The sequence below is a fragment of the Nocardia sp. CY15 genome, assembly GCF_009829295.1.
In the GTDB taxonomy this organism is placed as follows: domain Bacteria; phylum Actinomycetota; class Actinomycetes; order Mycobacteriales; family Mycobacteriaceae; genus Nocardia; species Nocardia sputi.
In genome coordinates this window covers 54201-78139 of sequence record NZ_VUOT01000020.1, presented here as the reverse complement: position 1 = coordinate 78139, position 23939 = coordinate 54201, and the positions used below count along the sequence as shown (strand labels likewise).

Below are 23939 nucleotides of genomic sequence, written 5' to 3'. Positions count from 1 at the left end.
GCGGGGACGACGAAGGATACGGCGAACGGTACCGACTGGATGAACGCCGCGATGTCGCAGATACTTCGTCCGGTGTCTCGGTCGGCGTATGATCAGCCCAGTGCGAATGCTTGGGGGATTGATAATGCGTGAGCTGGCGACCGCGGACTGGGAACGGTTCGTGCAAGCGCTGGCGCTTTGCCTCTCGGAGCTGCCTTCACGAGCGACCCTGATCATCGCCGCTCCAGGGAATCGCTACGTCCAGTTCGTCCAATATGACATCAAACTGTCTGCTGAACTGGCCGGAAACCACTACCTGAGCAACCCGATTCCGGAGACCGCCGCACAGGAACTGCGCGCGCAGGGCTGGCACGAGCCCGCGGTGCGGCATGACGCCGACAACTGGACCCGGACCCTTTTCTGGCCTATCGCCCCCAACAGCCTGGTGGAGTTCGCCAGTTCGGTCGCTGTCGGTTTGCGCGACGCTCTCGGTGTGGCTGCCCCGGCCGATTTGCGCGCCATGGGATGGACCGAAGCATCGGGTGATCTGGATCTCACCGCACTCGGCTCGATCGCCCACCGCGGCTGAGACCGGCTGGGCACGGCAAAGCCGCGACTACCTGGGCACTATCCTGAGAGTCATGGCAGCAGGCAAGCCCACCAAGGAAGCGAAGGCCGCGGCGAAAGCGGCCCGCAAGCAGCAGTCGAGAGAACGCCGCAAGCAGTTGTGGCAGGCGTTCCAGATGCAGCGCAAGGAAGACAAGCTGCTGCTGCCGCTGATGATCGGCGCCTTGGTCGGCAGCACCGCCGTCTTCGTCGTGATCGGCTTGATCTTCGGGCTGACCTGGTTCCTCGTCCCGCTGGGCGTGGTGCTCGGCGCGCTGCTGGCGTTCATCATCTTCGGCAGGCGGGTGCAGAAGAGCGTCTACCGCAAGGCCGAGGGCCAGGCGGGCGCCGCGGCCTGGGTGCTGGACAATCTCCAGGGCAAGTGGCGGGTGAGCAACGGCATCGCCGCCACCACGCAACTGGATGCCGTGCACCGGGTGATCGGCCTGCCCGGCGTGGTGCTGGTCGCCGAAGGGGCCCCGCAGCGGGTCAAGTCGCTGCTCGCTCAGGAGAAGAAGCGCACGGCCCGGCTGATCGGCGACACCCCGATCTACGACATCGTCATCGGCAACGACGAAGGCGAGGTGCCGCTCAAGGATCTCCAGCGCTACCTCACCAAACTGCCGCGCAACATCGACACCAAGCGGATGGACCTCATCGAAGGCCGGCTGTCCGCGCTCAGCGCGCGCGGTGGGCCCGCCCTGCCGAAGGGGCCCATGCCCGCCGGCGCGAAGATGCGCGGCGTGCAGCGGACCATCCGCCGGCGCTGACCGCTGTGCACAAGGCCCGCGTCCCTGTTGGGAGGCGGGCCTTTGTCTCGTGATCGATTTCGGTGGCCAGGGCGTCCCGTCGGCCGTGCCCGGGTTCAGCGTGCATGCACCAGCGCCGTGCCGGTGGCGCGGTCGTGCATGCCGCGCCCGTCGGCGTCGGTGAACAACGCGGGCACCACGAACAGCAGCAGGACCTGCCTGGCCAGCGCCCGCACGAAGCCGACCGGGGCGGGCGCGTCGATGCGCACCGTCCGCAGCCGCAGGAAATACTGCCCTGGCGTGAACCCGAACAGCGTGACCGCGCCGACGCCGATCACGAACCAGATCAGCAGCGTCAGACTCGACGCCGAAGTGGTGCGGGCGAGCAGCGCCGCGATGCCGAGCGCGATCATCCAGTCCACGAAGAGAGCGGCGATGCGGCGCCCCATGCCGGCCAGCGAGCCCGCTCCGGTCTGCGGCAGGCCGAGGTGTTCACCGGGGAACTCGGGAGTTGCCGGACCGCCGGAGTCGGCCGGAGGACCGGAGAGCCAAGAGCCGGTGATGCGTGCCATGCACCCCAGGATAGGCGCGCGCGGACCGGCGCCCGGTACCGCATAAGCGGAGTTCAGCGTCGGGGCGCGCCGTGCCGGGGGCAGGACTACCATTCAATCGAGTCCGGGTGGTCAGCACCACGCTGCCTGACGCACGTGTAACACCGGCGAAACACATCCTTGACTGCAGGGAAACACGGCATCCATAGCGTCGGGTCGCGACGAACCCACGCAAGGCGACACTGGCTGGGAACCGATCCGTAAGGAGAACAAGTGACGTTCAGCACGGCCGACGAGGTCATCAAATTCATCGCTGATGAGGACATCGAGTACGTCGATATCCGTTTCAGCGACCTTCCCGGTGTGCAGCAGCACTTCTCGATCCCGGGGAAGGCTTTCACCACCGACCTCGCCGAGGAAGGGCTAGCGTTCGACGGCTCCTCCGTCCGTGGGTTCCAGTCCATCGACGAGTCGGACATGCTGTTGCTGCCCGACTTCTCCACCGCGCGCATCGACCCGTTCCGCGCCGCCAAGACGCTGAATCTCAACTTCTTCGTGCACGACCCGTTCACCCGCGAGGCATACAGCCGCGACCCGCGTAACGTCGCGCGCAAGGCGGAGGAGTACCTGCGTTCCACCGGCATCGCAGACACCGCGTACTTCGGCCCCGAGGCGGAGTTCTACATCTTCGACTCGATCCGCTACGACTCGGCCATGAACGGCGCTTTCTACGAGATCGAGTCGGTCTCCGGTTCCTGGAACACCGGCGCGGAGTTCGACCCGGACGGCGGCCGCAACCGCGGCTACAAGGTCCGCAACAAGGGCGGCTACTTCCCGGTCGCGCCCTACGACCACTACGTCGACCTGCGCGACAAGATCTCGACCAACCTGCAGAACTCCGGCTTCGAGCTGGAGCGCGGCCACCACGAGGTCGGCACCGCGGGCCAGGCCGAGATCAACTACAAGTTCAACACCCTGCTCGCCGCGGCCGACGACCTGCAGCTGTTCAAGTACATCGTCAAGAACACCGCGTGGCAGGAAGGCAAGACCGTCACCTTCATGCCGAAGCCGCTCTTCGGTGACAACGGCTCGGGCATGCACGTGCACCAGTCGCTGTGGAAGGACGGCAAGCCGCTGTTCCACGACGAGGCCGGCTACGGCGGCCTGTCCGACCTGGCGCGTCACTACATCGGCGGCATCCTGCACCACGCGCCGTCGCTGCTGGCGTTCACCAACCCGACGGTGAACTCCTACCACCGCCTGGTCCCCGGCTACGAGGCCCCGATCAACCTGGTGTACTCGCAGCGCAACCGCTCCGCTGCGGTCCGCATCCCGGTCACCGGCAACAACCCGAAGGCCAAGCGCCTCGAGTTCCGCGCACCGGACTCCTCGGGCAACCCGTACCTGGCCTTCGCCGCCATGATGATGGCAGGCCTGGACGGCATCAAGAAGAAGATCGAGCCGCTGGCCCCGGTCGACAAGGACCTCTACGAGCTCCCGCCGGAGGAGGCCAAGAACATCCCGCAGGCCCCCACCAGCCTGGCGTCGGTCATCGACCGCCTCGAGCAGGACCACGACTACCTCACCGAAGGCAACGTCTTCACCGAGGACCTGATCGAGACCTGGATCACTCTCAAGCGCGAGGGCGAAATCGCCCCGGTGAACCTGCGGCCGCACCCGTACGAGTTCGAGCTGTACTTCGACGTGTAAGTCGTAAGGTCGCCACCCTGTGATCGGAGCACCGGCAACCAGGTGCTTCGTTCGCAGCTGTGCGTGCGAGCCGACGAAGCCCATCTGCTTTGTGATCACCTTGTGGTCGCCGGGTAGATGGGCTTGTTTGCGTTCCTGACCAGAACGCACACCGGGCTGTCATCGCGAGCTATGTGGCTCCGTTCTCATGCATGGGAAGCTCGCGCCGAGCGTGAAGAATGGATCCGTATCATCCAGAGCAGGAGGTGGCATGCGGAAAGTGCTGGGCGCCGACTCGATCGAGTGTCGGATGACCGTGCGATCCGGCATGCTTGTTCGGACGCTGCCGGGTCTCTGTCCTGTAGCCGGGATGAAGGCCCCTCACTCGCGCGGCGTGCGGCGATCGTTGCGGAGGACAAGACACTCATGATGCATCCATTTACGGCGGCAGCGCTGGAATCCGGCCGTGAGTTCGTGCACGCCGTCGATGACATGATGGAGCGGATCAAGGGAGTCCGCGCTCGGCGGCCCTCGCCAAGCGCCCGGGTGATTCCGGAGGTCGACGGGATGGGCCGTCTCGTCGATCTGTACATCGCCGACGGGACGATTGCGCATTCGTCGAGTAGTCAGGAGCTGGTGGCCGACATCATGGCGGCGATTCGGGACAGCACCGAAGACGCCCTACGGCAACACCGGCTTGCCATCCAGCAGACGACGTGGCCACCAAAGGTGTCATGGCCCGAACCGTAACTTGCCGCTGTGGTCGGCCCCATACCCAGGAGTGATGCTGTGACAGAGCTGGGCGTGTCGGGCGCCACTGAGGCCGAAACGCCGCCCGATTGGCTGAATCTGATCTACGAGGTGTTCAATCCCGACTACTCCGTCGGAGTTGCCTGTGATCGAAGCGGCATGATCGTCGGTCTGCACCTCGGCGACGAGGTGTGGGAGAACACCGACAGCTGGCTCGCCGCCGAGATTCTTCGGGTCGCCCGGCTGGCCTACCAGAAGTCCCGGGTGGGGAGGCGCGCGGAGCTGCTGTACAACGGCGCGTTGCCGCGCCTGGCCGACTCGCTGGGGCTGCCCACCGAGGCCGAGTACAACCTCATGGAGAAGGCGGAGTTCGGCTCAGGCTACTGAACTCCAGCTCTCGGCTTCCTCTCTTTATCCCCAGGTATGGGGATGCTGAAGAATGGGGAGGTCGGTCGGAGTGGAGAGGGTTCGTCGATATGACCACCGAGTTCTATCAGGATCCACAAGAGTGGCGCCGACTTCGCGGCGTAAACCATGACATGGTCCCGGCAGCCCGGGAGCGCGCGAAGAACGATCCTGATTACGAAGCGAATTTCATCGCGACGAACGGCTATGCGGCCTATGCGTTTCTGCAGATTGCCGGACGTCCGCACCTGCGTGATCGTGTGGTCGGCTGGACCTCGGTGGCGGATGGTCGTCAGGATACTGCCGATACTTCCCACTCGACGGCAGGTGTGATCGAGGACACCGACGGCGCGGGTGGCGCAACGATTCGAGGCAAGTCGCCGGAGGCCTGATCCTCAGCGGCCGCCACGTAGCCGGCGGGAGGATCTCGAATGGCTGCAATCCGCTCGCGAATCGCTTGGAATCATCGATCTGATCGTGGGTTGTGTTGAAGGGATGCGAACTATCGAGCGGAACTCCCACGCGCGGGTAAGTGGCGGTATTTCCCGCAGTCGGGCGATCGAGGCAACGGCATCAGGACAGGGCTCTCGCGACAGGCGCCGCGATGAACTGCCCGTCTAGGAGGACGCATGACCAACTACTTCACTCACGACAAGCACGGCAATTATACAAAATCAGAGAGCCGTCCGGAGTCCGGCTACTACTACGCGCAGGAAAAGCCCGGGGGCGAAGTAACGCTGTATGAGGCGAACCCGGGTGGGGACCCCAAGAAATTGGACTCGTGGCCCTACAACCGCCTGGATTACCTCGTCACTACGGATGGGCAGGCATACAAAAAGAGAGTTGTCGACAACGTAACGCGCGTCGACCCGGACAAGCGCCTCCCGGAACATGATCGCAAAGCGCCCCCTCCTCCTTCTCCGACCGAGTCGGAGCAGAAGAAAAAATATATGGAGGGTCTGGACAAGGATCCGAAAGAGGGGGACTCGGTCGATGACTTTCCGCTGAAGATCAAGCTGCCTCCGGGTACTCCTTCGGAAGACCTGACGACGTACGTCAGTCTGGCGAACCATCAGCTCAAGTACCTCAAGAAACAGATGGGGGACAAAAAGAAGCCGATCGCCCTGGCGTCTCCGGAGAAGGGTGACGACACCGTTATCTGGGACAATAACCTGAGTAAATCCTTCACAGATGCAATGGGAAACGGTGCAGAGGCTCAAGCCGGGGGCAAGGGCGAGTCTATTGAAGCATACAATTCGACTTCCAAGTTGCTCGACGAGTTGGATGCCCAGTGGGCGGCCAGAGACGACCAATTCAAGACGGAGAACCTGAAGCTCACTGCCGACAATGACCGCACATATCGGAAAATGTGGGACAAAGTCCAATCTGCGCATGAGGATATCTGGGCGACGCTGATGAAACCTCACGCGGGATACTTCGGCGGAAGCACTTTCAGTAAAGACAACTTTACGGCTCCCGGTATTCAGAACGTCGTGGAAGAGGAGCCGATATATGGAATAATTCGCGACACTGTTCAGTTCTGCGTAGAGGAGGTCACCGCATACGCGAATCGAGCCGAGAGTGCAGGGAAGAAGTTCGGTGAGTTCCCGGGATTTCCCACTAAAGAACAGCCTGGTAAAGACCCGAACGAAAAGCCCGCCACTCAACACACCCCTACCGGTACGACCAAAACCCCTACGAACACCGGTACTCCGCCGCCTGTCTACACCGGTACTCCTCCAATGCCGACCCAGGATGCTTCCACGCTACCGTCCGGCACTACCGCGAACGATAACTGGGGATCTACCTTCGACGACTTGCTGGGCGGCCCTACCGACACCGATGGTTCGCTGACCGATCCGACTACAGGCACGCAACCCATCTCGGCCACCGGAACCGGTGATACGTCCTCGGATACGGATCCGCTTGCCGCCATTCGTTCGGCACTGCAGGGGGGAACCGGATCCGCGACTGGTACGGGGCCCGGTGCGAACACTGGCACAAACTCCGGCAATGTTGCGCCCGCCGCCAACAGCGGCGACAACGGTATGGCAAATGCGATGCAGCAGATGGCGATGATGAGCGCCATGAGCGGAATGATGAACCAAGGGCGTCAGCCCGAAGACGAGCGACTCGAGCGGGCCTACGCGGAGCGGGAGCGAGAACAGGAGCGGGAGAAGCGCGAGGAACGAGAGCGCAACCGCAACGCCCAGACGACCACCGCGCAACAAGCCGTTCAGCAAACCGGCCCTGCCGGCGTGACGCCGCCGACCTACGCGGGTACTCCGCCGCCGATAACGGCACCTGGAACGACGCCCGCGGTCCAGATCGGGGATACGACCGTGAACGCGTCGCCGCCGGTGGCGGAGGCTTTGCAGAAGCAGACGCAGAACGTCGCTCTCGATGCGGTATCGGCATATAAGGGAACAGCGGGGGAGATCACAGCGGAGCATCCGCCTGCGGTGGTCAATGGCCCCGGTGAGCTGAAGACCGGCGATATTCTGCAGTGGGAGAAGCATAGTGCGCTGGTTGTCAAGAACGAGAACGGCCTGTTCGTCCTCGACAATGGCCAGCTCGTTCCCTTGGATCCCAACAATCCTCCGTTGAAGGAAAAGTACGGCAATTTCGCGGGCTTCATTCACCCGACCGGTTTGGACACGGCGGCCGGTAGCGCTCCTGGAATCGCGGCGCCACCTCCGCCGGCCGTGGCCGCGGCGCCGCAGCCTGCCGCGCCGCCACCCGTTTCACCACCACCGCAGGGGGTCTGACCCGGCCGGAATCGTTCGCTGCGGTTGATGGCGCCGACAGATGCTCGCGGGTGCGACGCGAGTCGCGGCTCGGATGGCGAGTCCTCTACGCGCGCGTCTTCTCCCCACGCACCGAGGCGGCCAGCTGGTTCGGCATCGGCTCGTGCCGCGCGTAGGCGCGGGTGAAATCGCCGGTGCCGTGGGAGATCGAGCGCAGGTCGATGGCGTAGCGGCTGAGTTCGAGTTCCGGGACTTCGGCGTGGATGCGGGTGCGTCCGCTGCCGTGCGGCTCGGTGCCGAGGACGCGCCCGCGGCGACTGGACAGATCGCTCAGTACCGGGCCGACGAATTCGTCGGAGACCAGCGCCCATACTTCGGCGAGCGGCTCGAGCACCCGGATTCCCGCGGCTGCCGCGGCCTCGCGCAAGGCGAGCGCACCGGCGGTCTGGAACGCGGCGTCGGAGGAGTCGACGGAATGGGCTTTGCCGTCGAACAAGGTGACCCGCACGTCCACGAGGGGATATCCGGCGGTCAGCCCGCGGGATGCCTGGGCACGCACGCCTTTCTCCACCGACGGAATGAACTGGCGCGGAACGACTCCGCCGACCACCTTGTCCACGAACTCGATGCCCGACCCTTCGGGCAGGGGTTCGACCTCGATCTCGCACACGGCGTACTGGCCGTGCCCGCCGGACTGCTTCACATGCCTGCCGCGCCCGGACGCCTTGCCCGCGAACGTCTCTCGCAGCGCCACCTGATGCTCTATCACGTCGACCTGCACGCCGAACCGGGTCCGCAACCGCTCCAAGGCGACGTCGCGATGGGCTTCACCCAGACACCAGAGCACCAGCTGATGCGTCTGCGCGTTGTGTTCCAGGCGTAGCGCCGGATCTTCGGCCGCCAGCCGGGCGAGGCTCTGCGAGAGCTTGTCCTCGTCGGCTTTGCTGTGCGCGCGGATGGCGATGGGCAGCAGCGGATCGGGCATCGGCCACGGCTCGATCCGGAGCGGATTGTCGGTGGACGACAGCGTGTCGCCGGTTTCGGCATGACCGAGCTTGGTGACGTAGGCGATATCGCCCGCGATCGCCTGCCGCAGCGGGCGTTGCTGCTTGCCGAAGGGAGCTGAGATCGCGCCGACCCGTTCGTCCAGCTCGTGGCTCTCGTGGCCGCGGTCCTCCAAGCCGTGGCCGCTGACGTGCACCGTATCGTCGGCGTGCAGGGTGCCGGAGAAGACGCGGACCATGCAGACCCGCCCGACGTACGGGTCGGAAGCGGTGCGGATGACCTCCGCGGCCAGTTCCGCGTCCGGGTCGCAGCGCAGCGGATGCGGTTCAGCGCCGTTGGTGGCGGTGATGGGGTGCTCGGCCGGCGTCGGGAAGCCGCCGGTGATGAGGTCGAGCAGCTCGACCGTGCCCAGGCCCTGCTTGGCTCCTTCGGGCGCTGGGGCGGCGAACAACACCGGATGGAAGCTCCCGCGGGCGACCGCGCGCTCCAGGTCGGCGATCAGCGTCGCCAGGCTGATCTCCTCGCCCTCCAAGTAGCGCTCCATGAGGGTCTCGTCCTCGCTCTCGGCGATGATGCCCTCGATCAGGCGGTTGCGAGCTTCCTCCAGCTCGGGCACCTGATCGGGCGACGGGTCGCCTTGCACCTCCACGCCGGAGGAATAGTCGCCCACGCAGTGCGGCAGCAGCTCCACCATGCCGGTGACCGGCCGGTGCCCATCCGGATTCTTCGGGCCGTACACGGGGAGATGCAGCGGGAGGATGGTCTCCGACGACCCGCCGCCCAGCACGGTCCGGCAGGCGTCGGTCATCACGTCGTACTCGTCGCGCGCCGTGTCCAGGTGGGTGATGACGATCGCGCGCGGCATCCCGACCGCGGCGCATTCCTCCCACAGCGCCCTGGTCGCCCCCGCGATCCCCGCCGCGCCCTCGGCCGCCGAGATGACGAACAGCGCAGCATCGGCCGCGCGCAGACCCGCCCGCAACTCGCCGACGAAGTCCAAGTAACCCGGCGTGTCGACCAGATTGACTTTCATGCCGTCCCATGCCACCGGCACCACCGACAGCTGCACCGATCGGTGCTGGCGATGCTCGATCTCGTCGTAGTCCGACAGCGAGGTGCCGTCCTCGACCCGCCCTGCGCGATTGACCGCCCGCGCGGTGAGCGCCATGGCATCGACGAGCGTGGTCTTTCCCGACCCGCTGTGCCCGACCAGGACCACGTTGCGGATCTGCTCGGGCCGGTCCGCCGTCACCACGCCGCCGTCGCCCGCGGCAGCTCCGTCGGTCTTGTCCACCATGTGTCTCGCTCCTCTGCTGACACCTGCCGTACGTCCACCTTCCCACCGGGCGAGGCGTTCCGCCGACGAATCGGCAGATCAGGGTGTGCGGGCGGGCAACAGCGGGCGGGGGAGCTGACCGGGCCGACATCGGTCACCTCGGTGGCCGTCGCGGTGACCGGGGTGAACGCTTGGGCGCCGAAGCGACCAACATTCTCGATCGTTGTAATCGTCCTCGATCCGCGGGAGTCGCCGTGCCGGGAGATGAGTGGAGTAGCCCAACCGCGCCCCGTCGTGGCCCGAGCCATCGGCCGAACGCCATCGTCCCCGAGCTGTAGCTCAGGTCGCCGGAGAGCTGAGTCCTGGCGTGAAGGATCTACGGCTTCAGTTGATCGCCGTGCGAGCAGGCGGAGGTATCAGGCGAGCCGGAGATCGGGGACGCCAATCGCGCCTACCCCGCCGAAGAGCGCCGGGCTGGTACTAGCGGGGCGTTGGCGAAAAATTGTCGAAGTGCGCGTATCCGCCTCCCGGGCGGAGGCTCCGCATCCAGTGTGTCGGCGAGCCGGTTTCTCCGAGGAGCGTTCCTCGCATGTCACGCAGGACGTGCGAGCAACGCTCCTCGGGTGAGCGCTGTCGGTGCGCTCAGGTCAGCTGCCGGATGTCCCCGCGGACGCGGTAGAAACCACCGCGCGCCGACTCGGCAACGCCGTCGACCACGTAACGAGCGCCCGCGCGCCGGATGTCTTTGGGGAACTGCACATTCCAGCCGCGCTGGTATCCGGGCGAGACGACCCGCACGCGCAGCGAACTGCCGTGGTTCACGCACTCCACGATGACGCCCGTTCCGGCGTCGGAGGTGACTTCGACGGTATTGCTGGGCACCACGGCGGAGATCTCGGGAGCCTTCACCGAAACGGTCTGGGGCAGCACGCCCTGCTCGGCATCGCGAATGGCGGCCTCGCTGACATCGAGACAGGCCAGCGTGCCGGTGGTGGTGACCAGGTACAGCTTGTCGTCGTGATACTGCATGGAGTAGGCGGAGCCGCAGCCGGTGGCCAACTTCCATACGCGGTTCCCGGCGGCATCGAAGCAGTACACCGACGAGTAATTGTCGCCGGCGAAGACGTAGCGGCCGTCGGGCGAGGTCGCGCAGGAGAAGACAGCGGCATCGCACTGGTAGGTGCGCTCGGCCCGGCCGCTCTTGGTCACCATGCGCACCTGGTTACGGGAGGTGCCCGCGTAGACGGCGTCGGATTCCTGCCAACCGAACAGCACGTCGCCGCCGGTGCCCGCCTGCCACAGAGGGTTGCCGCTGTCCAGGTCGTACTTGGTGACGCCCGCGGAATGCCCGTGGTAGACGCCGTCCGCGTCGATACGCACCATCCAGCCCGAATCGCCGGTGCTGCGCCGGGTCCACAGCGACTCCTCCTCGTAGTCGATGACGGTGATGCCGCCTTGACGGTCGGAGACGCCGAGGATGCCGTCGTGGATGTCGAGCCAGTAGATGTCGACATCGGCCGCGATGTCGTACGCCGCGCGCGGCACCTTGCCGGACAAGTCGTAGACGCGACCGTCATCGCATCCGGCGTAAATCCAGAAATCATCGGCCACAATGCATTTGACGGCGTCCGGCAAGCGGTAACGACCGGTGACCACCCCGTCCGGGGTCAGGGTGAACACGTCACCGCTCTCGTTGCCCACCCAGCAGCGACGCTCGTCGACGAAGATGCCGAATGCGGCGGCGCCGGAGTCGAAACTCCACAGCACGGGCGCGGCCTTCGCGGTCGAGCGGCCGCTGCTGATCGCCCGCCGGGTCACCGGGCGCCTGCCCCGCGCCCCCATCACCGCGGGCGCATAGCCCTTGCGCACCTTCTCGCCGACCTTCTTGGCCGCGGCGGCCTGCGCCTTCTCCTCGGTGGCGAACGAACTCACCTTCGTCTGCCCTTGCTCCCCGATGCGACCGAAACGAACACTCACCTGGGTGCCCGCGACGATCACCTCGTAGAACTTGTGCGCGGAACCGCTGTCCTCGGACAGCTCGAGATAGGTGGTTCCCCCGATAGTCATAGCGCCTCGCCTGGTTTCGTCAGATCAGAACAGGACGAAAGTTAGCAAGGGGGACCGACACTCGGCGTGCCTCGCGTCGGAGGCCTTGTCATTATGAGAACCGGAGGCCGAGCGTTAGCCTGTCTCGGCAGGGGAAGGAACTCGAACGACGTGAAACCGCATCCGGCTGGGCAGCCGTATCCGAACACGATGTCAGGCGCGTACGGCGGGCATCCGCCGCAGGGGGCACCGTATCCACCAGTGCCACCACAGCATCTGTATGAATCGCAGCCCGAACCCCAGGCACAGCAACCATATCCGCAGGCAACGCCACCGCAAGCGCCGTGGTCACATCCGCGGCCGTCGCACGTGAATGCCACACCACCCGATCCGCGGCCATCGCGGCAATATCCGGCGCCGCAGCAGGGCGGCGGCCAGTACTCGCCGTCGAACGCGCAGCCCCACCAGCCCGTCCCGGCGGCCGGGGACCAGCGGCTCGTGTTCGAATATGCCGCCGACGCGCAGACCGCGGGACGTCTCGATCGCGCGGCCTTCTTCGCCAGCTTCGATCCGACTCGGTTTCTGCTGTTCCTCGGTGTGATCACCGGGCTGTTCAGCTTGCAGGTAGTCGTGAATGTCATCCGCGAGGGCACCGAGGGATTCGGCGACGGTGCGGTCGGCGGCATCGCGTTCGTGCTCGGCTTCATCCTGTTCTTCATGGTCATCGGTTCCTTCCGAGGATGGAACCTGACCCGCAAACGGATTGCGACCTACGCTTTTCCGGGCGCACTGGTGCATGTCGAGTACGACGGTGAGGGTTTCGCCCTGCGCACGCCCGTCGAGGATTCGCGCATCGCCTACCGGAATATCCGGCGTTTCAGACTCCGTGGCGACGTCGTGGAGTGGAAGTTCCGCGTCGGGGGGTGGTATCTGATGCCTGTCGAGCTCATGCCGCCGCACGCACAGCAGTTCGTCCAGGCGCGACTGAGTGCGTGACCTCGGAGGGTCGCCAGGTCGGCTCCGACCACCGGTCGGGCAGGGGCGGTAACGCGCGGCGTCACCGACGACGGCGGCCACACAGAGCAAACTCGAGCGGATCAGCTCAGTGTTTTTTCGGCGCTCAACGGATTCCCTTCGGCATCGACTTCTTCGTAGTCGATACTGAATTCCAGGCCTGCGTTTCTGGAGTGTTCTGCAAGGTTCCGAAGCCGATCAGCAGCGGAGTCGGCCGCGTCCTCGATGCGGCCCTCGAGAAGGAAGTAGATAGGCGCTTCCGGCCCACCCGCATCGTAACAATAGAGTTCGAATCCGTCGGTCTCATAGTGCACCTGAAACCCGCGATGCGGCTTCATCTGCAGAGCTTGTTTCGCTACCCACGCTCTCAGAATCTGTTCCATCACCTCCGGTCTATCGGTATAAAAGGTTCCGTGGTACGAGGTAATGGTCATGAGTATCCTTTTTAGGTGTAATCTCGATGTGGCTCGACACGAGATCATACGCCGATCACTCGTCGAGAGTGAAGCGGTCGATACTAGCGCCGCTCTTCATTTCGCTTGCGGCGCGTGCTCTCGGCTTCTCCATAAATAGTGGTGATTCTCGGGTTGAGGCGTACGATGATCCGGACGGAAGGATGTCGGTAGGCGAGGATCAGTGCATTTTCCGTTCCCGTCCATTCGATCTGTGAAGTCGTCCCCGACGAGCGTGCGGTGGGTTCACCATATATGTCTATGAGTGCTGCGGTCATTCGGGTGAAGGCGTCGCGTGGTGGTGTCCGGCAGTCGTCGCTATCAGGCATGATGGTCGCGACCGGCAAATCTATGGAATGGACATCGAGGGCACTTCCGTTCACATAACACTCACCGGCCACATATCTGCTGGTGAATACCACCCGATCGGTTTCGCGTCTTTCTATCGTCCAGAGCCCGGCTCGCGCGCTGACGGTCACCAGGTCATCCATTCGCCATGACCAGATCAGATTGCGAAGTCCGGTGACGAGGTTAACCAACTCTGCGTCGTCCAGCTCCGGTCGATGGACTGGTGGCTGCGGTGGAGTGTAGCGCGGCACGGCTTCGAGCTGCCGGATCGTTCTGTCCATGAGGTCGGCGTCGTATGCAGGCAAGTCCACCCAGCTTGGGCGGCCGGTAGGCGACATCGTACTGAGACCGAGCAGGGGGGTTGGCATCGGATGCGGGGCGGCGGAGCTCGCGGCGCCAGCCGTTGACAGTTCATCGGTGGATCGGCCGATGCGAGTCGCCGGCTCTGGATCACCGATATCGGAGAGGGGCGTCGATGACGGCAGCTGCCGTTCGGCGATGGTGAGTCCTGTTTTCTGGGCGCTGATTTCAGCGAGGCGCTTCCATTCGGAGAAGTCGGTGCCCGGTATGGCGTCGAGCCTAACCGACCATTCGTTTATATCGGTGCGCAGCACGGTCAGCACCATCATTGTGATCGTCTGATACTTCGGGTGATGTCGGAGGCGCTGTCCGAATCGGGTGCCGACCGGGTCGGTGGCGGAGCCAGTCGAGGTCATGCCGAGTTCGTCTCGCAACCGGTCGAGATGGACTTGGTCGAGCGGGCCATGGAGGATGAGTGTCAGTTGTCGCTTCAGGAGGTTCACTTCCCTCCGCTCGGCAGCGGTCGTCGTCTGCCACTCCGTCATATGATCACCACAATCGCATCTGCCGTAGCGTGTTTCGCCACGTTCAACGGTCACGTTCGATACGGAGCTGCCGTGCACGTTCGAGTTCGAGCGCCCGCGCTCTGGTTACTCGCGGTGACACCTCGGGATTTCGGCGGACAGCTTCCTCCGCTGCCGTAGCGTGGCCGATCGACCGTAGGTAATCGACCTCGACCACCTGTGGGGAAAGCCCGTCTCGTATGGCTTTGACAGCCTGCGCGTATCGGCGCTCCGGCGAATCGTAGGGAACATGGACGGGAGGTCGCCCTGGCGGCTCGTACACGTACACACTCCTTTCATGATCGAAATTTGTCGGTGTGAGGTCCAGGCACAGCGAATAAGTCTGTATATCTAGGCGCCTTGCCTGATCCGGAGTCAATTGCAGAACTCTGCTCGGCCCGACGATCTCGTTGTGGTGCTGTCGCACGATTTCCTTGCCCAACGTTTCCGCTGCTTTGCCGAGTGTGCGAGCGCGGTCCGTGTCGAGCGCCTGGGTCACAATTTGCCGATGCGCTGGATCCAGCCCCAGCTCTTCGATCCGGCGCGCCTCTATTGCCTGCTCGTGCCGGATGGCGCGCTGTATTGCGTCGAAATTCCGGGTCACCTCGCCGAGGTCCTGCGCCTGGCCGCGCGCGAGGGCCTGCTCGTATTCGCGTGCAGTATTCAGTTCGAGCTGGAGGGAGGGGGTACGCACGTCCGGCTGCTGGTTGCGGAATTCCAGTACTTCTCGGGTGGCTACCTCGACGAGTGCTCGCTCAGTGATCTCCAGCTGGGTCGTGGTCGAGAGGTTCCGCTCGCGCACATCGAGTTCGATGATTTGTGCGACAACCTGTCTGTGCTCGCCTAGTTGAAGTTCACGCAGCGCGTCGAGGCGGCTATGGAGTTCGAGTTGCTGCGCTGCGGCCATGCGCTCCTTCGCGAGTGCGACATCTTTACTCACGTCGGTCAGCGGAGCGCCGCGTTCGAGTGCCTCCCGGATCCGATCGAGCGCCTCGCGAGCCTGGATATACCCTAGCGACTCCGCCGCGCTCTGCACTCGATTCGTCTCGGCGAGATCTCTCGACAGTTGCACGATTTCCCGTATATGCGGGTTCAGCTGCGCCAGCAACTTCCCGCGTTGGCCGTCGGCCAGGTCACGCTGGAATTCGAGTTCCCGAGCGGCCTCCAGTCTGCGAGTGAGTTCGTGCGCGCGATCCTTGTCGGTGGTTTCGACAACGGGCAACTCGGGACTGGAATCGAAGTCGCTGCCCGGGACGATCAGTGAAATATCCTCGATGTTCAGCTCCGGATATTTGTTCTGAATCTCCTTGCCTGCCGCCTTGAGTGATTTCGAAATGTCGTGCGTCGATCGGATCACGCCTTTTCGAACTGCATTGGCGAATGTAAGCGCCTGGTTGTTGTAAGCCTTCGGGTTTTCGTGTATCCGTTGGGCCAGCGCCTGAAGTTCGGCCCGCGTGAGCCCTCTCAGGGTCAGAGGACCGCCTGGTGCCGCATCGGTGGCCTTGGTCGCTATCCGTCCGTCGTAGCGCTCCACGAGGATTGCATGGAACCTGTCACGGTCGATGACGACAGCGATGTCGATGTCGTTCGCTTGGGGGCTCCGCAGCGCCGATCCTTGGACAAAGATGCCGTGGTCACCGAATCCGGCATCGTGGAGGATTCGATCGAGATCCCTGGCGAACGCGTTGAAGTGACCGGCGTCTTCGAAGCGGTATGGGTAGCCGCGATCGGAAACCACATCGGCCCAGTTCTCCATGTGCTGTGCGAGCACGTCAGCGGTGATGGGCTTCGCAAGGCGGGAACCGATATGGATGAGGTCGGCGATGCCGCGATCATCGATTCCCAGTCGACGTCCGTGCTCGATCAGGTTGTTGAGATCCCTTTCGCTGTAGCTGAGTTCGAATTTGGGGTCCTGGGCAACACGGTCGCGAACGCTGTCGACGAGCCTCTCGATAGGGATCTGCCCTTGCGCACCGCGCATGCCGAGATCTCGGGGAGGGGGCTCGGCACTCCGCTCGACGTGCGGCGTCTCAGGGCGGTTGTCGGGTGTGGGGTTGGTGATGCGTTGGTTTTCGGCGAATATCGTGGCGGCGTTGGGGTCGGCGCTTCGCTCGACGGGCCGTGTGTCGGGCCGGTCGGCAGGGGTGGAGTTGCTGATTCGTAGGTTTTCGATGAACGCGGGGTCGTAGCGTCGTGCATCTTCGGCGCTCGGGCCCGGAGCAGGATTCGGCGGATGTCGGCGGTCAGCGGGTTCGTCGGAACGATCCCGTGAGCGTCCTGGGTCGGCAGGCGCCGATGGACGGGCTGGGATCGGTAGTACCTGCGTGTTTGTATTCGGTGAGGTGGCTTGCGTGGAGGTTGGTACGGAGGCTGCTGGGCCGTCGTGCTCAGCGGCGCCGTCTAGAAGTCGAACGTCCCCTGTCGCGGCCAGGTCCCATCCGTCCGGTTGCGCATCTCGGCCCAGGAAACCGCGTTCGCCGACGTGCTGTCCGTCGGACTGAACGACAGGGTGTTCTTGTCGATCACGAGCTGGTGTTCGCTGCTCGGTTCCGGTGGATCGGTCAGTGACGTCGCTCGGAGCAGGTACTCGATCTCCTTCGCGTCTTCCCGTGTCCGCTCGATAGACACCCGCCAAGTCGGCGGATACACCTGGTAGCCCTGTACCGGTTGGCCCGTGCGGATCGCCTCGTCGTACCTCTCCCCGATCATGGTCGGCGCGAGGCTCGCGTGAGCTGTCACCACTCCCGTCTCGGCGTTCACCACGTAGTTCCCCAAGCCCAGCCTCTGACCGTTCGCGATCTGCTCGGGAGTCGAGATCGGCCGACAGACCCAGCAGTGCTCGAACTGGTAGATCCGATACTCCTGGTCGGGGCTGAAGATCTGTGCCAGATACTGCTCCACTTGCTCTCTGGTTCGAAATTCCGGCACTGTTCACTCCTTGATTCGGTGGGATCGGTATCGACCACAAGCCAGCGGAGTTGTGGATCATGTCGGCTGGAGGCCGGTCCGAGAAGGTGCTTTGCTGGGGGTCCCACCAGACCGGGCCGCTCGCGCCGAGCGGGTAGACGATGACGGTGGCATGGCTGCCGTCGATGACCGGTGCCCCGTCCTGGTGGTACAGCAAGGCGTTGGTTCGGGGGTCACGGGCGTGCCACTCGTTGATGACCAAGGCGGCCGATCCAGGCCCGTGGGCGCTGATCTGATTGTGCAGCGCCATGAATTGATCCGGCACGGGCGTACCGGCGTGGTTTCGCAAGCTGCTGCCGAGCCAGTCGGCTGCGCGCTGCGGGCCATTGCGCTCGCCGCTTGTCTGGTCGATGGTCCCGTCGGCAAGCCGGTCCGGGTAGCGGGGTAGCGACACTTGCGGCCTGCCGAAGAACGATGACAGCGCTGCCAGTGCACTGTCCAGGCAGTTGTTGCCGCGTCCGGGGAATCCGGGACCGCCGTCGTTGATCAGTCGCCCGTACGGGTGGGTACGTGGGTCGGCACCTACTGTGAAGCGGTCGCCGTCACGCAGCGAGTCCTCGACAATCTGCTGGTAGGAGCGATTTTCGAGGTTGGTCAGCCGGTTGTGGTCGATGACGCGAGTCTCGGGCAGACCGGTGAATCTGGTGGGGGTGTTCGCTGCGGCGATGTCGTTGCTGATCTGTCGCAGGTCTTCCGGACGGACGGTCGGCTGATTCCGGCTGTCGGCCGGCAGTCCGAGATGCTCGCGCAGGTGGTTGGTGAGCGTTTCGGAGCTGTCGTGTGGATGCCAGCTTCTCGGGTCGGCCGTTTCGCGGTTGACGTCGACGGACAGGTGGGCGGTGGACGGGTCGTCGGTGAAAACGACGTCGACCAGCAGCCAGTCACCGCTGAGCAATCGGTGGCCGTAGTTGAAGGCACGGTCTGTCGCCAAGTGAGCGTTTTCGATCAGATTCCGCATTTCCTGCGGGGAGATCTGCGGACCGGCTGAGAGGTGGATCCGCACGCTGACCACGGCAACATGCTCGGGTCCTTCCGCGTACCGCCGCATCTCGTATGCGGGGATGCCGGGCGTTCGGTCCGGCCGAACCGCGATGACTCGATCGGGTGCTCGTCGTCGGTAGTTCTCGCGCGCATTGCGCGCTTCGAGTGCCCGTTGTGTTTCCGGGTCTATCGGACGGCGACGATCGGGTACCTCGGTAGGGGGTGCGGAGCTGTGCGGATCATGCAGTGGCACAGTGACATGAGGGTCCTGACGCTGTGGTCCCGATCCCATGTGCCGTTCTATGCGCGTGTCGAGGTGTTGTCTGGGCTCGCGGTTGGCAGGTCGTCTCGGATTATGTGGCGCAGACGTGGAGGGGCCCGACCGATGGGGAGCGACGGGTGAGTGTGGTTCCGCTACGTGTCTTGGTGGTGATGGGACACGCGGCTGTGGTGGCAGCGATTCGGGGGCTCGCATCGATGACAGATCGGCTACGGGTGCGCGTGCTTCGGGCGCGCGTGGCGGCACCCGGCCACGATCGGATTCCCGCACGTGCGGAGCGTCCGGGTGCGGGCGCTCGGTATACGGATTCTGCGTGCGCTGTGTGCTCAGGCGTTGCGTCTCGCCATGGGAACGAGGGTTCTCTTGTGCGCGCTGTCTCGGCTCGTGAGTAGTCGGCGGGAGCGATTCCGGCGCCCGCATCGACCGCCACGGGTCCTGCTGTGTCGGAGGCTGGGATTCGGGAGCCCGGTAGTCGGTGTGCTGTTGGTGGCCGTCGAGCCAGTTGCGCACCTGGATGTCGTATGGGCTCTGCCCCAGCGGGTGGGCGTAGGCGGCCTCGGTCTCCTGCGGTGTCGGCTGGTAGCGGCCGATGTGCGGGTTGTATCGGCCGTAGTAGAAGGGATCGTGCGGGATGACACGACCGTCGTTGAAATGCGCGACGTACCTGTGAACGTTCGGATCGAAACCCGACCGGTGCGGTGGAGGTTCCGGGCGGGGAACCTGCGTGTGCGGTGGTGCGTGTTCCGTTAGGGGACTGTGCTGCCCGGAGTGCGCATCCTGCTGCTGAGCGTGCTCTCCCGCTTGTCGTCCTCGGTCGACAGCGGGAATATCGTGGGTGTGGGCGAAGCGGGGGTTGTCCAGGTGGGCGAAGCGCGGGTTGTAGACGGGCTCGCCGACCCTGACGGATACCAGGTTCCCGTTGGCGTCGACGATTATCTCCCGCGGCCAGACGCGGTAGACGGTGTCGCCGGATATCCCGCCAGGGGCCAGTACCTCGGCTTCCCTGTGGCTGCCCGCGTTGTATCGGCTATGGGCAGTGGCGTCGTGGAAGGTGGCGTCTACGTCGATGCCGTGCGGGTGGTACAGCTCGTGCATATACATCGTCTGCCGGAAGGTGCCGTCGGGCAGACGTGTCAGCTGCCCCTCATCGGCGAGCCGGTCGAGGTCGTTGCCCGCGATGTCCGTTTCCCGGGCGATGGTGTGCTCCGGACTCCTCGACAGCGACACGAAGCCGTCTGCTTGGCCGGGGCCGGTGTGGCCGACGTGCGCACCGATGTTGAGGTTGTCGGGATCGCGTGGCGAGAAGCCGAGGTCGAAGATCTCCGGCCCCCGCGAATCCATGCGGAACAGGGCGTTGCGGGCGTCCAGGAACGCGTCTTCAGCGCTCCTGTCCCGCCATACCGGCGACAGGCCGTCGCCGGGATAGTTGACCACCAACCTCGTGGGGTCGATCGGCGCAGTCGCGTCGTCGAGCGCCTGGCCGGGCATGGACCGGGTCAGGTGATCGGGCAGCAGGTTGTCGGCGCAGCCGGGTTCGAATGCGTCGGGTTCGACGCTCGCGTAGCGCCGTCGCACGGGATCGCGCAGGTCGTGATCCACGACCTCGGTGAGGTACTCCGGGTCGAGCTTGTCGGGAGTCTCGTGGAGTGGCGGTTGTTCCGGGTTCTTGTAGACGCCGTACTGTCCGACACGCAGCGTGCCGTCTTGGACCCCGCGGACGATGTCGGCGGCCACCAGACCGTGCCTGGTGGCGTGATCCTCGATCACCCGAAGGTCGTTGTAGCTGAGTTCGACCGGCCCGCGCGGCGACGAAGGTCGATGCGGCGCGGTGCCCGAAGAATCCGGAACGTCACGAGGTGGCACCGCTGCCACACGGTCCGTCGTCCCCTGGGGTCCACGGTCGGACTCCTGCGGGCGTGGAGTGTCCGCTTGCGAGTGTGCCGGGCGCGGACGGTTGTCCTCGGTTACGAGGCGATCACGCCGTTGCGAGGCCACTGCTTCTCGCGTCTGGCCCGGATCATGATCTGTCCTGCCGCCGCCCGGAAGATCCCGTCCTCCGGTTGGTCCGTGCGGGCGGTGTTGCTCGTCTTGTCGATGATCAGTGTGCGATCGAGGTTGTCCCTCGTCTCCCCGAACCGGTACTCCACTTCGCTCGGGTTGTCCTTGGTCTGGTTGTAGTAGATCAGCAGTGCCATCGTGTCGTCCCCACAGTGTGTCGTAGCGTTCGCCAGTTCGTGGCGGTATGTCGTTGGACCAGTGATGGTCGAGATTCGCGTGGGCGTGTGCGTCCTGATACGTCGAGCCGGGATCAGCACGCAGGTAGGTGGACTCGGCCAGCTCGTGTTCGAGTAAGACGATATCGGCGGGCAGCGGATGTCCGGCGCGCAACCGGATCCATGCCTCGGCGATGGCCGGATCGGCGTCGAACCTGCGTCGAATCAGGTTGCCGTCATAGTCGATGATGGGGTGTTCTTCGCGGAACAGATGGTTCTTGATCTGCTCCACATCGTCGCGGGTGAAATGTGAGCCGTCGGTGCGCGGATGTTCACCGAGTGTGCGCGCGATGTCATCGATGTCACCGTCGTCGCGGCGGAAATGGTCGTAGGCGTCCTCCGCCCATTCGAACGCCGCGAAGTCGTCGCGTGGACGCACGGCGCCACCGGAATACGACATCGCCTCGGAATCGGTGGCGCCTGGATCGTTCGTGTTCGAATGCCGCCGAGTACTCGGGTCGGCTCGTCGATTGGGCTGTGCCGCCTCCGACGTGTCGTCCCGTCTAGGCATATCGGTGGCCGCGGTGCGGTCGGAGAAAGGTGCCGTGCGCGCAGTACCGCCCGATGAGGCACGGTCGGCTGGGCTCGCGCGGTGGGCCAGGTCGGCTGGTGGGGCGCCGGTGCTGCCGGGCTCGCTGGTCGTGGTCGGCGGCGAGACCGGTTGCGGGGGAGTCCTCGGGCGCGCGGGGTGATCGGGCCGAGGTGTGGCGGCGGTCGCAGACTGTGCTGGACCGACGGATGCAGCGGGGTCTGGAGTGGAAACGGTCGAGCGCTGGCCCGGGTCGATGGCGGGCGCGAAAGGTCCGGCGAGCGTGTTGGGCGGCACGGCCGCTGGAGATGCTGTTGCCACAGCGCTCGAGGTGACGGTGTCCGATGGCGAATCGGCCTGGGCATCCGATCTGGATGTAGGCGTCGCGGGCGGTGTCGCGGCGAGGGGGCCGGTCGTGCTCGGTGTCGCGGTGTCCGGTGCGGTCGACGCGTCTACGCGCTGGCCAGGTGCCGGGGCGGCGCGGTCGGGGAGGGGCGGCGAATCGTCGGCGGTCGACCGGTTCTGGATGCTGGGTTGGGAGCCGGATTGATCAGCCGCATCGTAGGCAGCGGGCGCGGGATTCGATGGGGCGGTCGGTTGTCCGCCTATTTCGCTCGAAATGTGTGCTGAAGCCGCAGGGGCGGGCGAAGTCGTGGTTCCGGTCGGGTCTTGCTCGTCGGAGTTGCTGTGTGCTGTGTCGTCGATGGACGTCGTCTGGGTGCCGCTGAGCGTGGGTGGGCCCGGATCCGGAATCACCGTGCTGGTGCTGCTATCGGATGGGCTGTCGGCATGTGACGGAGTCGAGGTTCCCTCGGCGCTGACAGGCGTTGCGGCCGGAGTCTGGGGTTGTGGGTTGTTCGAGGTCGAATCGGTACTGCCGGCCGGGGTGGGGCCGGAGTTCTCGTTGCCGACCTCGCTCGTGTGAGCCGTCGTGTTCTGCGGCTGTGCCGAGCTCGTCGAGGCAGGCGTGGTGTTCTCCGGGGGATTCGACGTGACGGAGTCGCTGTCGGTCCCGTCGGCGTCGGCGGGGGTGCTCGCGGGCTGGGTCGCTTCGGGTTGCGGCTGAGAGCTGCTCGGCTGTGTTCGGTCTCCGGTGTCGCCGGGTGCGGGTTGAGTGCGTTCGGGTGGCTGGTTGTCGCTGGGTGCAGGTAGGTCCGGGCCCGAATCGCTCAGGTCGGGTGGGGACGACGTTGTGTCCGTGTCGTTGGCAGCGGAGTGGAGGCCGTGCGGAACGCCCTGTGCGGCGGAGGATGTGATGCTTTCGAGGGTGAGGTTGAAGGGTTGGTCGGTGAGCGCGGCGACTGTCGCTGCGGCGGCGGTTTCGCCGGCGATGCCGGTGGCGGTTTCGGTGGTGGCGGCGACGGTGGCTCGGCCGAGGCGGCTGGCGGCGACGTCGTCGACACCGGACAACAGTCCGCTGCGGCCGAGTCCGCCACCGACCGCGCCGCCCGCCGCGCCCGCGGCGGCGGCGATTCCAGCGGCCTTCACGTCCTGAAGTGTGATTTCGTCGCGGCGCCCGGTGGCGGCTTGGAAGACTTTGACGCCGAGTTCCAGGCCGCCTTCCTCCAGTGCCTCGTTGATCGCGCCGAGTAGGGCCACCCGGGCGGCGGCTTTGGCGGCGGCGCGGGTGAGCAGGCGGGCGATCAGCTGTTTGATCGCCATGCGGATGGTGACCTGTGTGGCTATTCGCAGGACGACGGCGCCTCCGGCGCTGAACCCGGTCCAGGCGGTCAGCAGCAAGGGCGCCACCTCGATCGAGAAGATGACCATCGCGCCGATGATGACCAGCTTGGTGTGCTCGATATCGGCTGCGCCGTCACCGATTTGGTCGGCCAATTTGTCGATATATCCGACCAGCGCCTGCCAGGCACCTTCTTTGCCTGCCAAGGTGTCCCAGTGTGCGGCGATCGCGTCATGGGTTTGTCCGTCGATCGCCGCCAACGCCTGCTGCATCGTGTGCGCGGCGTCGTCGTCGAGCTCGTTCAGTGCGGCCGACATCCCCGACCATGCGTCGGCTACTCGCCGCATCGCGGTTTCGTCGCCCTCGGGCCAATCACCCGCGCCGACCACCCATTTGGCGACCCATTGCAGCCACTCCGGGATTTCGATACCCATCAGGTGGTGATCCGGTCGATCTGGGCGGCGTTGGCCTGGTCACGGTTTTGCACCGTGTTCGCGATGGCGACCATGCTGTCGCCGAGGTTGGTCATCGTCTTGCCGAGGTTGTCGACGCTGGTCAACGCTTTGGGGACATCGGGTGTGTAGTTCTTGGCGAAGCTCTGGCCGATCTTGTCCGAACCCCAGCACTCGCCCTCGGTCTCGATGACCCGCCGCAGGTCGGCGGCGGCAGCGGCGATCTTGTCGGCGACGTCGGTGAAGCCTGGCCGGGTGGCGCGCAGCGCATCCGGGTCGACACGGAAGTTGGTCAC

At 65.0% G+C, this 23939-nt stretch carries 22 protein-coding genes; 14 read left to right on the top strand and 8 right to left on the bottom strand.

Annotated elements, in window-relative coordinates:
- The first annotated feature begins 124 nt into the window (after window positions 1-124).
- Both GVY39_RS21225 and GVY39_RS21220 read left to right on the top strand, forming a co-directional pair.
- Window positions 125-568 carry a hypothetical protein gene (locus GVY39_RS21225; protein ID WP_159927237.1) on the top strand — a complete coding sequence of 148 codons (444 nt, stop codon included), beginning with the start codon at window positions 125-127 and terminating at the stop codon, window positions 566-568.
- A 52-nt stretch (window positions 569-620) separates the two neighbouring features.
- A complete protein-coding gene (locus GVY39_RS21220) occupies window positions 621-1355 on the top strand; it encodes a DUF4191 domain-containing protein (protein WP_159927235.1) in 735 nt (244 codons plus the stop codon).
- 95 nt (window positions 1356-1450) lie between these two features.
- Here GVY39_RS21220 and GVY39_RS21215 read toward each other — a convergent pair whose 3' ends face one another.
- Entirely contained in the window at window positions 1451-1906 is a 456-nt protein-coding gene (locus tag GVY39_RS21215) for an RDD family protein (protein ID WP_159927233.1), read from the bottom strand.
- A 252-nt stretch (window positions 1907-2158) separates the two neighbouring features.
- Between GVY39_RS21215 and glnA the strand changes: the two genes are divergently transcribed.
- From glnA to GVY39_RS21190, 5 genes are all read left to right on the top strand, one after another.
- Window positions 2159-3595: a type I glutamate--ammonia ligase gene (glnA, locus tag GVY39_RS21210; RefSeq protein ID WP_159927231.1), complete on the top strand. Its 1437-nt coding sequence runs from the start codon at window positions 2159-2161 to the stop codon at window positions 3593-3595.
- 405 nt (window positions 3596-4000) lie between these two features.
- Window positions 4001-4324: a hypothetical protein gene (locus tag GVY39_RS21205; RefSeq protein WP_159927229.1), complete on the top strand. Its 324-nt coding sequence runs from the start codon at window positions 4001-4003 to the stop codon at window positions 4322-4324.
- 39 nt (window positions 4325-4363) lie between these two features.
- Window positions 4364-4711, top strand: coding sequence for a hypothetical protein (locus GVY39_RS21200; RefSeq protein ID WP_159927227.1), 348 nt, complete (start codon window positions 4364-4366; stop codon window positions 4709-4711).
- Window positions 4712-4800: 89 nt separating this feature from the next.
- A complete protein-coding gene (locus tag GVY39_RS21195; RefSeq protein ID WP_159927225.1) occupies window positions 4801-5121 on the top strand; it encodes a hypothetical protein in 321 nt (106 codons plus the stop codon).
- A gap of 237 nt (window positions 5122-5358) precedes the next feature.
- Complete coding sequence (locus GVY39_RS21190; RefSeq protein WP_159927223.1) at window positions 5359-7497, top strand: hypothetical protein; 2139 nt, start codon at window positions 5359-5361, stop codon at window positions 7495-7497.
- 85 nt (window positions 7498-7582) lie between these two features.
- Here GVY39_RS21190 and GVY39_RS21185 read toward each other — a convergent pair whose 3' ends face one another.
- Both GVY39_RS21185 and GVY39_RS21180 read right to left on the bottom strand, forming a co-directional pair.
- Window positions 7583-9778, bottom strand: a complete 2196-nt coding sequence (locus tag GVY39_RS21185) for an elongation factor G-like protein EF-G2 (protein ID WP_159927221.1) — start codon at window positions 9776-9778, stop codon at window positions 7583-7585.
- A 621-nt stretch (window positions 9779-10399) separates the two neighbouring features.
- On the bottom strand, window positions 10400-11824 hold the full coding sequence (locus GVY39_RS21180) for a WGR domain-containing protein (RefSeq protein WP_159927219.1): 1425 nt from the start codon (window positions 11822-11824) through the stop codon (window positions 10400-10402).
- A gap of 348 nt (window positions 11825-12172) precedes the next feature.
- Here GVY39_RS21180 and GVY39_RS21175 point away from each other — a divergent pair, with 348 nt between their 5' ends.
- Window positions 12173-12799, top strand: a complete 627-nt coding sequence (locus GVY39_RS21175; protein ID WP_159927217.1) for a hypothetical protein — start codon at window positions 12173-12175, stop codon at window positions 12797-12799.
- 101 nt (window positions 12800-12900) lie between these two features.
- On the opposite strand, the gene GVY39_RS21170 is transcribed toward GVY39_RS21175, so the two are convergent.
- From GVY39_RS21170 to GVY39_RS21155, 4 genes are all read right to left on the bottom strand, one after another.
- A complete protein-coding gene (locus GVY39_RS21170) occupies window positions 12901-13251 on the bottom strand; it encodes a hypothetical protein (protein ID WP_159927215.1) in 351 nt (116 codons plus the stop codon).
- Between the two features lie 83 nt (window positions 13252-13334).
- Entirely contained in the window at window positions 13335-14462 is a 1128-nt protein-coding gene (locus tag GVY39_RS21165; RefSeq protein WP_159927213.1) for a DUF6301 family protein, read from the bottom strand.
- A gap of 43 nt (window positions 14463-14505) precedes the next feature.
- Entirely contained in the window at window positions 14506-18459 is a 3954-nt protein-coding gene (locus tag GVY39_RS21160; protein ID WP_159927211.1) for a toxin glutamine deamidase domain-containing protein, read from the bottom strand.
- Between the two features lie 2213 nt (window positions 18460-20672).
- A complete protein-coding gene (locus tag GVY39_RS21155) occupies window positions 20673-20903 on the bottom strand; it encodes a hypothetical protein (RefSeq protein ID WP_159927209.1) in 231 nt (76 codons plus the stop codon).
- A 178-nt stretch (window positions 20904-21081) separates the two neighbouring features.
- Here GVY39_RS21155 and GVY39_RS21150 point away from each other — a divergent pair, with 178 nt between their 5' ends.
- The 6 genes from GVY39_RS21150 to GVY39_RS21130 all read left to right on the top strand — a co-directional run bounded on the left by GVY39_RS21150 (window position 21082) and on the right by GVY39_RS21130 (window position 23635).
- Window positions 21082-21234: a hypothetical protein gene (locus tag GVY39_RS21150; protein ID WP_159927207.1), complete on the top strand. Its 153-nt coding sequence runs from the start codon at window positions 21082-21084 to the stop codon at window positions 21232-21234.
- 607 nt (window positions 21235-21841) lie between these two features.
- Window positions 21842-22060 (top strand): hypothetical protein, encoded by a 219-nt coding sequence (locus GVY39_RS21145; protein WP_159927205.1) that lies wholly within the window; start codon window positions 21842-21844, stop codon window positions 22058-22060.
- A 153-nt stretch (window positions 22061-22213) separates the two neighbouring features.
- Window positions 22214-22435: a hypothetical protein gene (locus tag GVY39_RS21140; protein ID WP_159927203.1), complete on the top strand. Its 222-nt coding sequence runs from the start codon at window positions 22214-22216 to the stop codon at window positions 22433-22435.
- A 6-nt stretch (window positions 22436-22441) separates the two neighbouring features.
- The gene (locus tag GVY39_RS35010; RefSeq protein WP_255466236.1) at window positions 22442-22576 is read left to right on the top strand and encodes a hypothetical protein; all 135 of its coding nucleotides are present in this window, start codon (window positions 22442-22444) and stop codon (window positions 22574-22576) included.
- 158 nt (window positions 22577-22734) lie between these two features.
- Window positions 22735-23103, top strand: coding sequence for a hypothetical protein (locus GVY39_RS21135; RefSeq protein WP_240679468.1), 369 nt, complete (start codon window positions 22735-22737; stop codon window positions 23101-23103).
- An 85-nt stretch (window positions 23104-23188) separates the two neighbouring features.
- Window positions 23189-23635: a hypothetical protein gene (locus tag GVY39_RS21130; protein WP_159927199.1), complete on the top strand. Its 447-nt coding sequence runs from the start codon at window positions 23189-23191 to the stop codon at window positions 23633-23635.
- Here the strand turns inward: GVY39_RS21130 and GVY39_RS21125 are convergent.
- Complete coding sequence (locus tag GVY39_RS21125) at window positions 23625-23939, bottom strand: WXG100 family type VII secretion target (RefSeq protein WP_159927197.1); 315 nt, start codon at window positions 23937-23939, stop codon at window positions 23625-23627. The two genes, GVY39_RS21130 and GVY39_RS21125, sit on opposite strands and share 11 nt — an antisense overlap.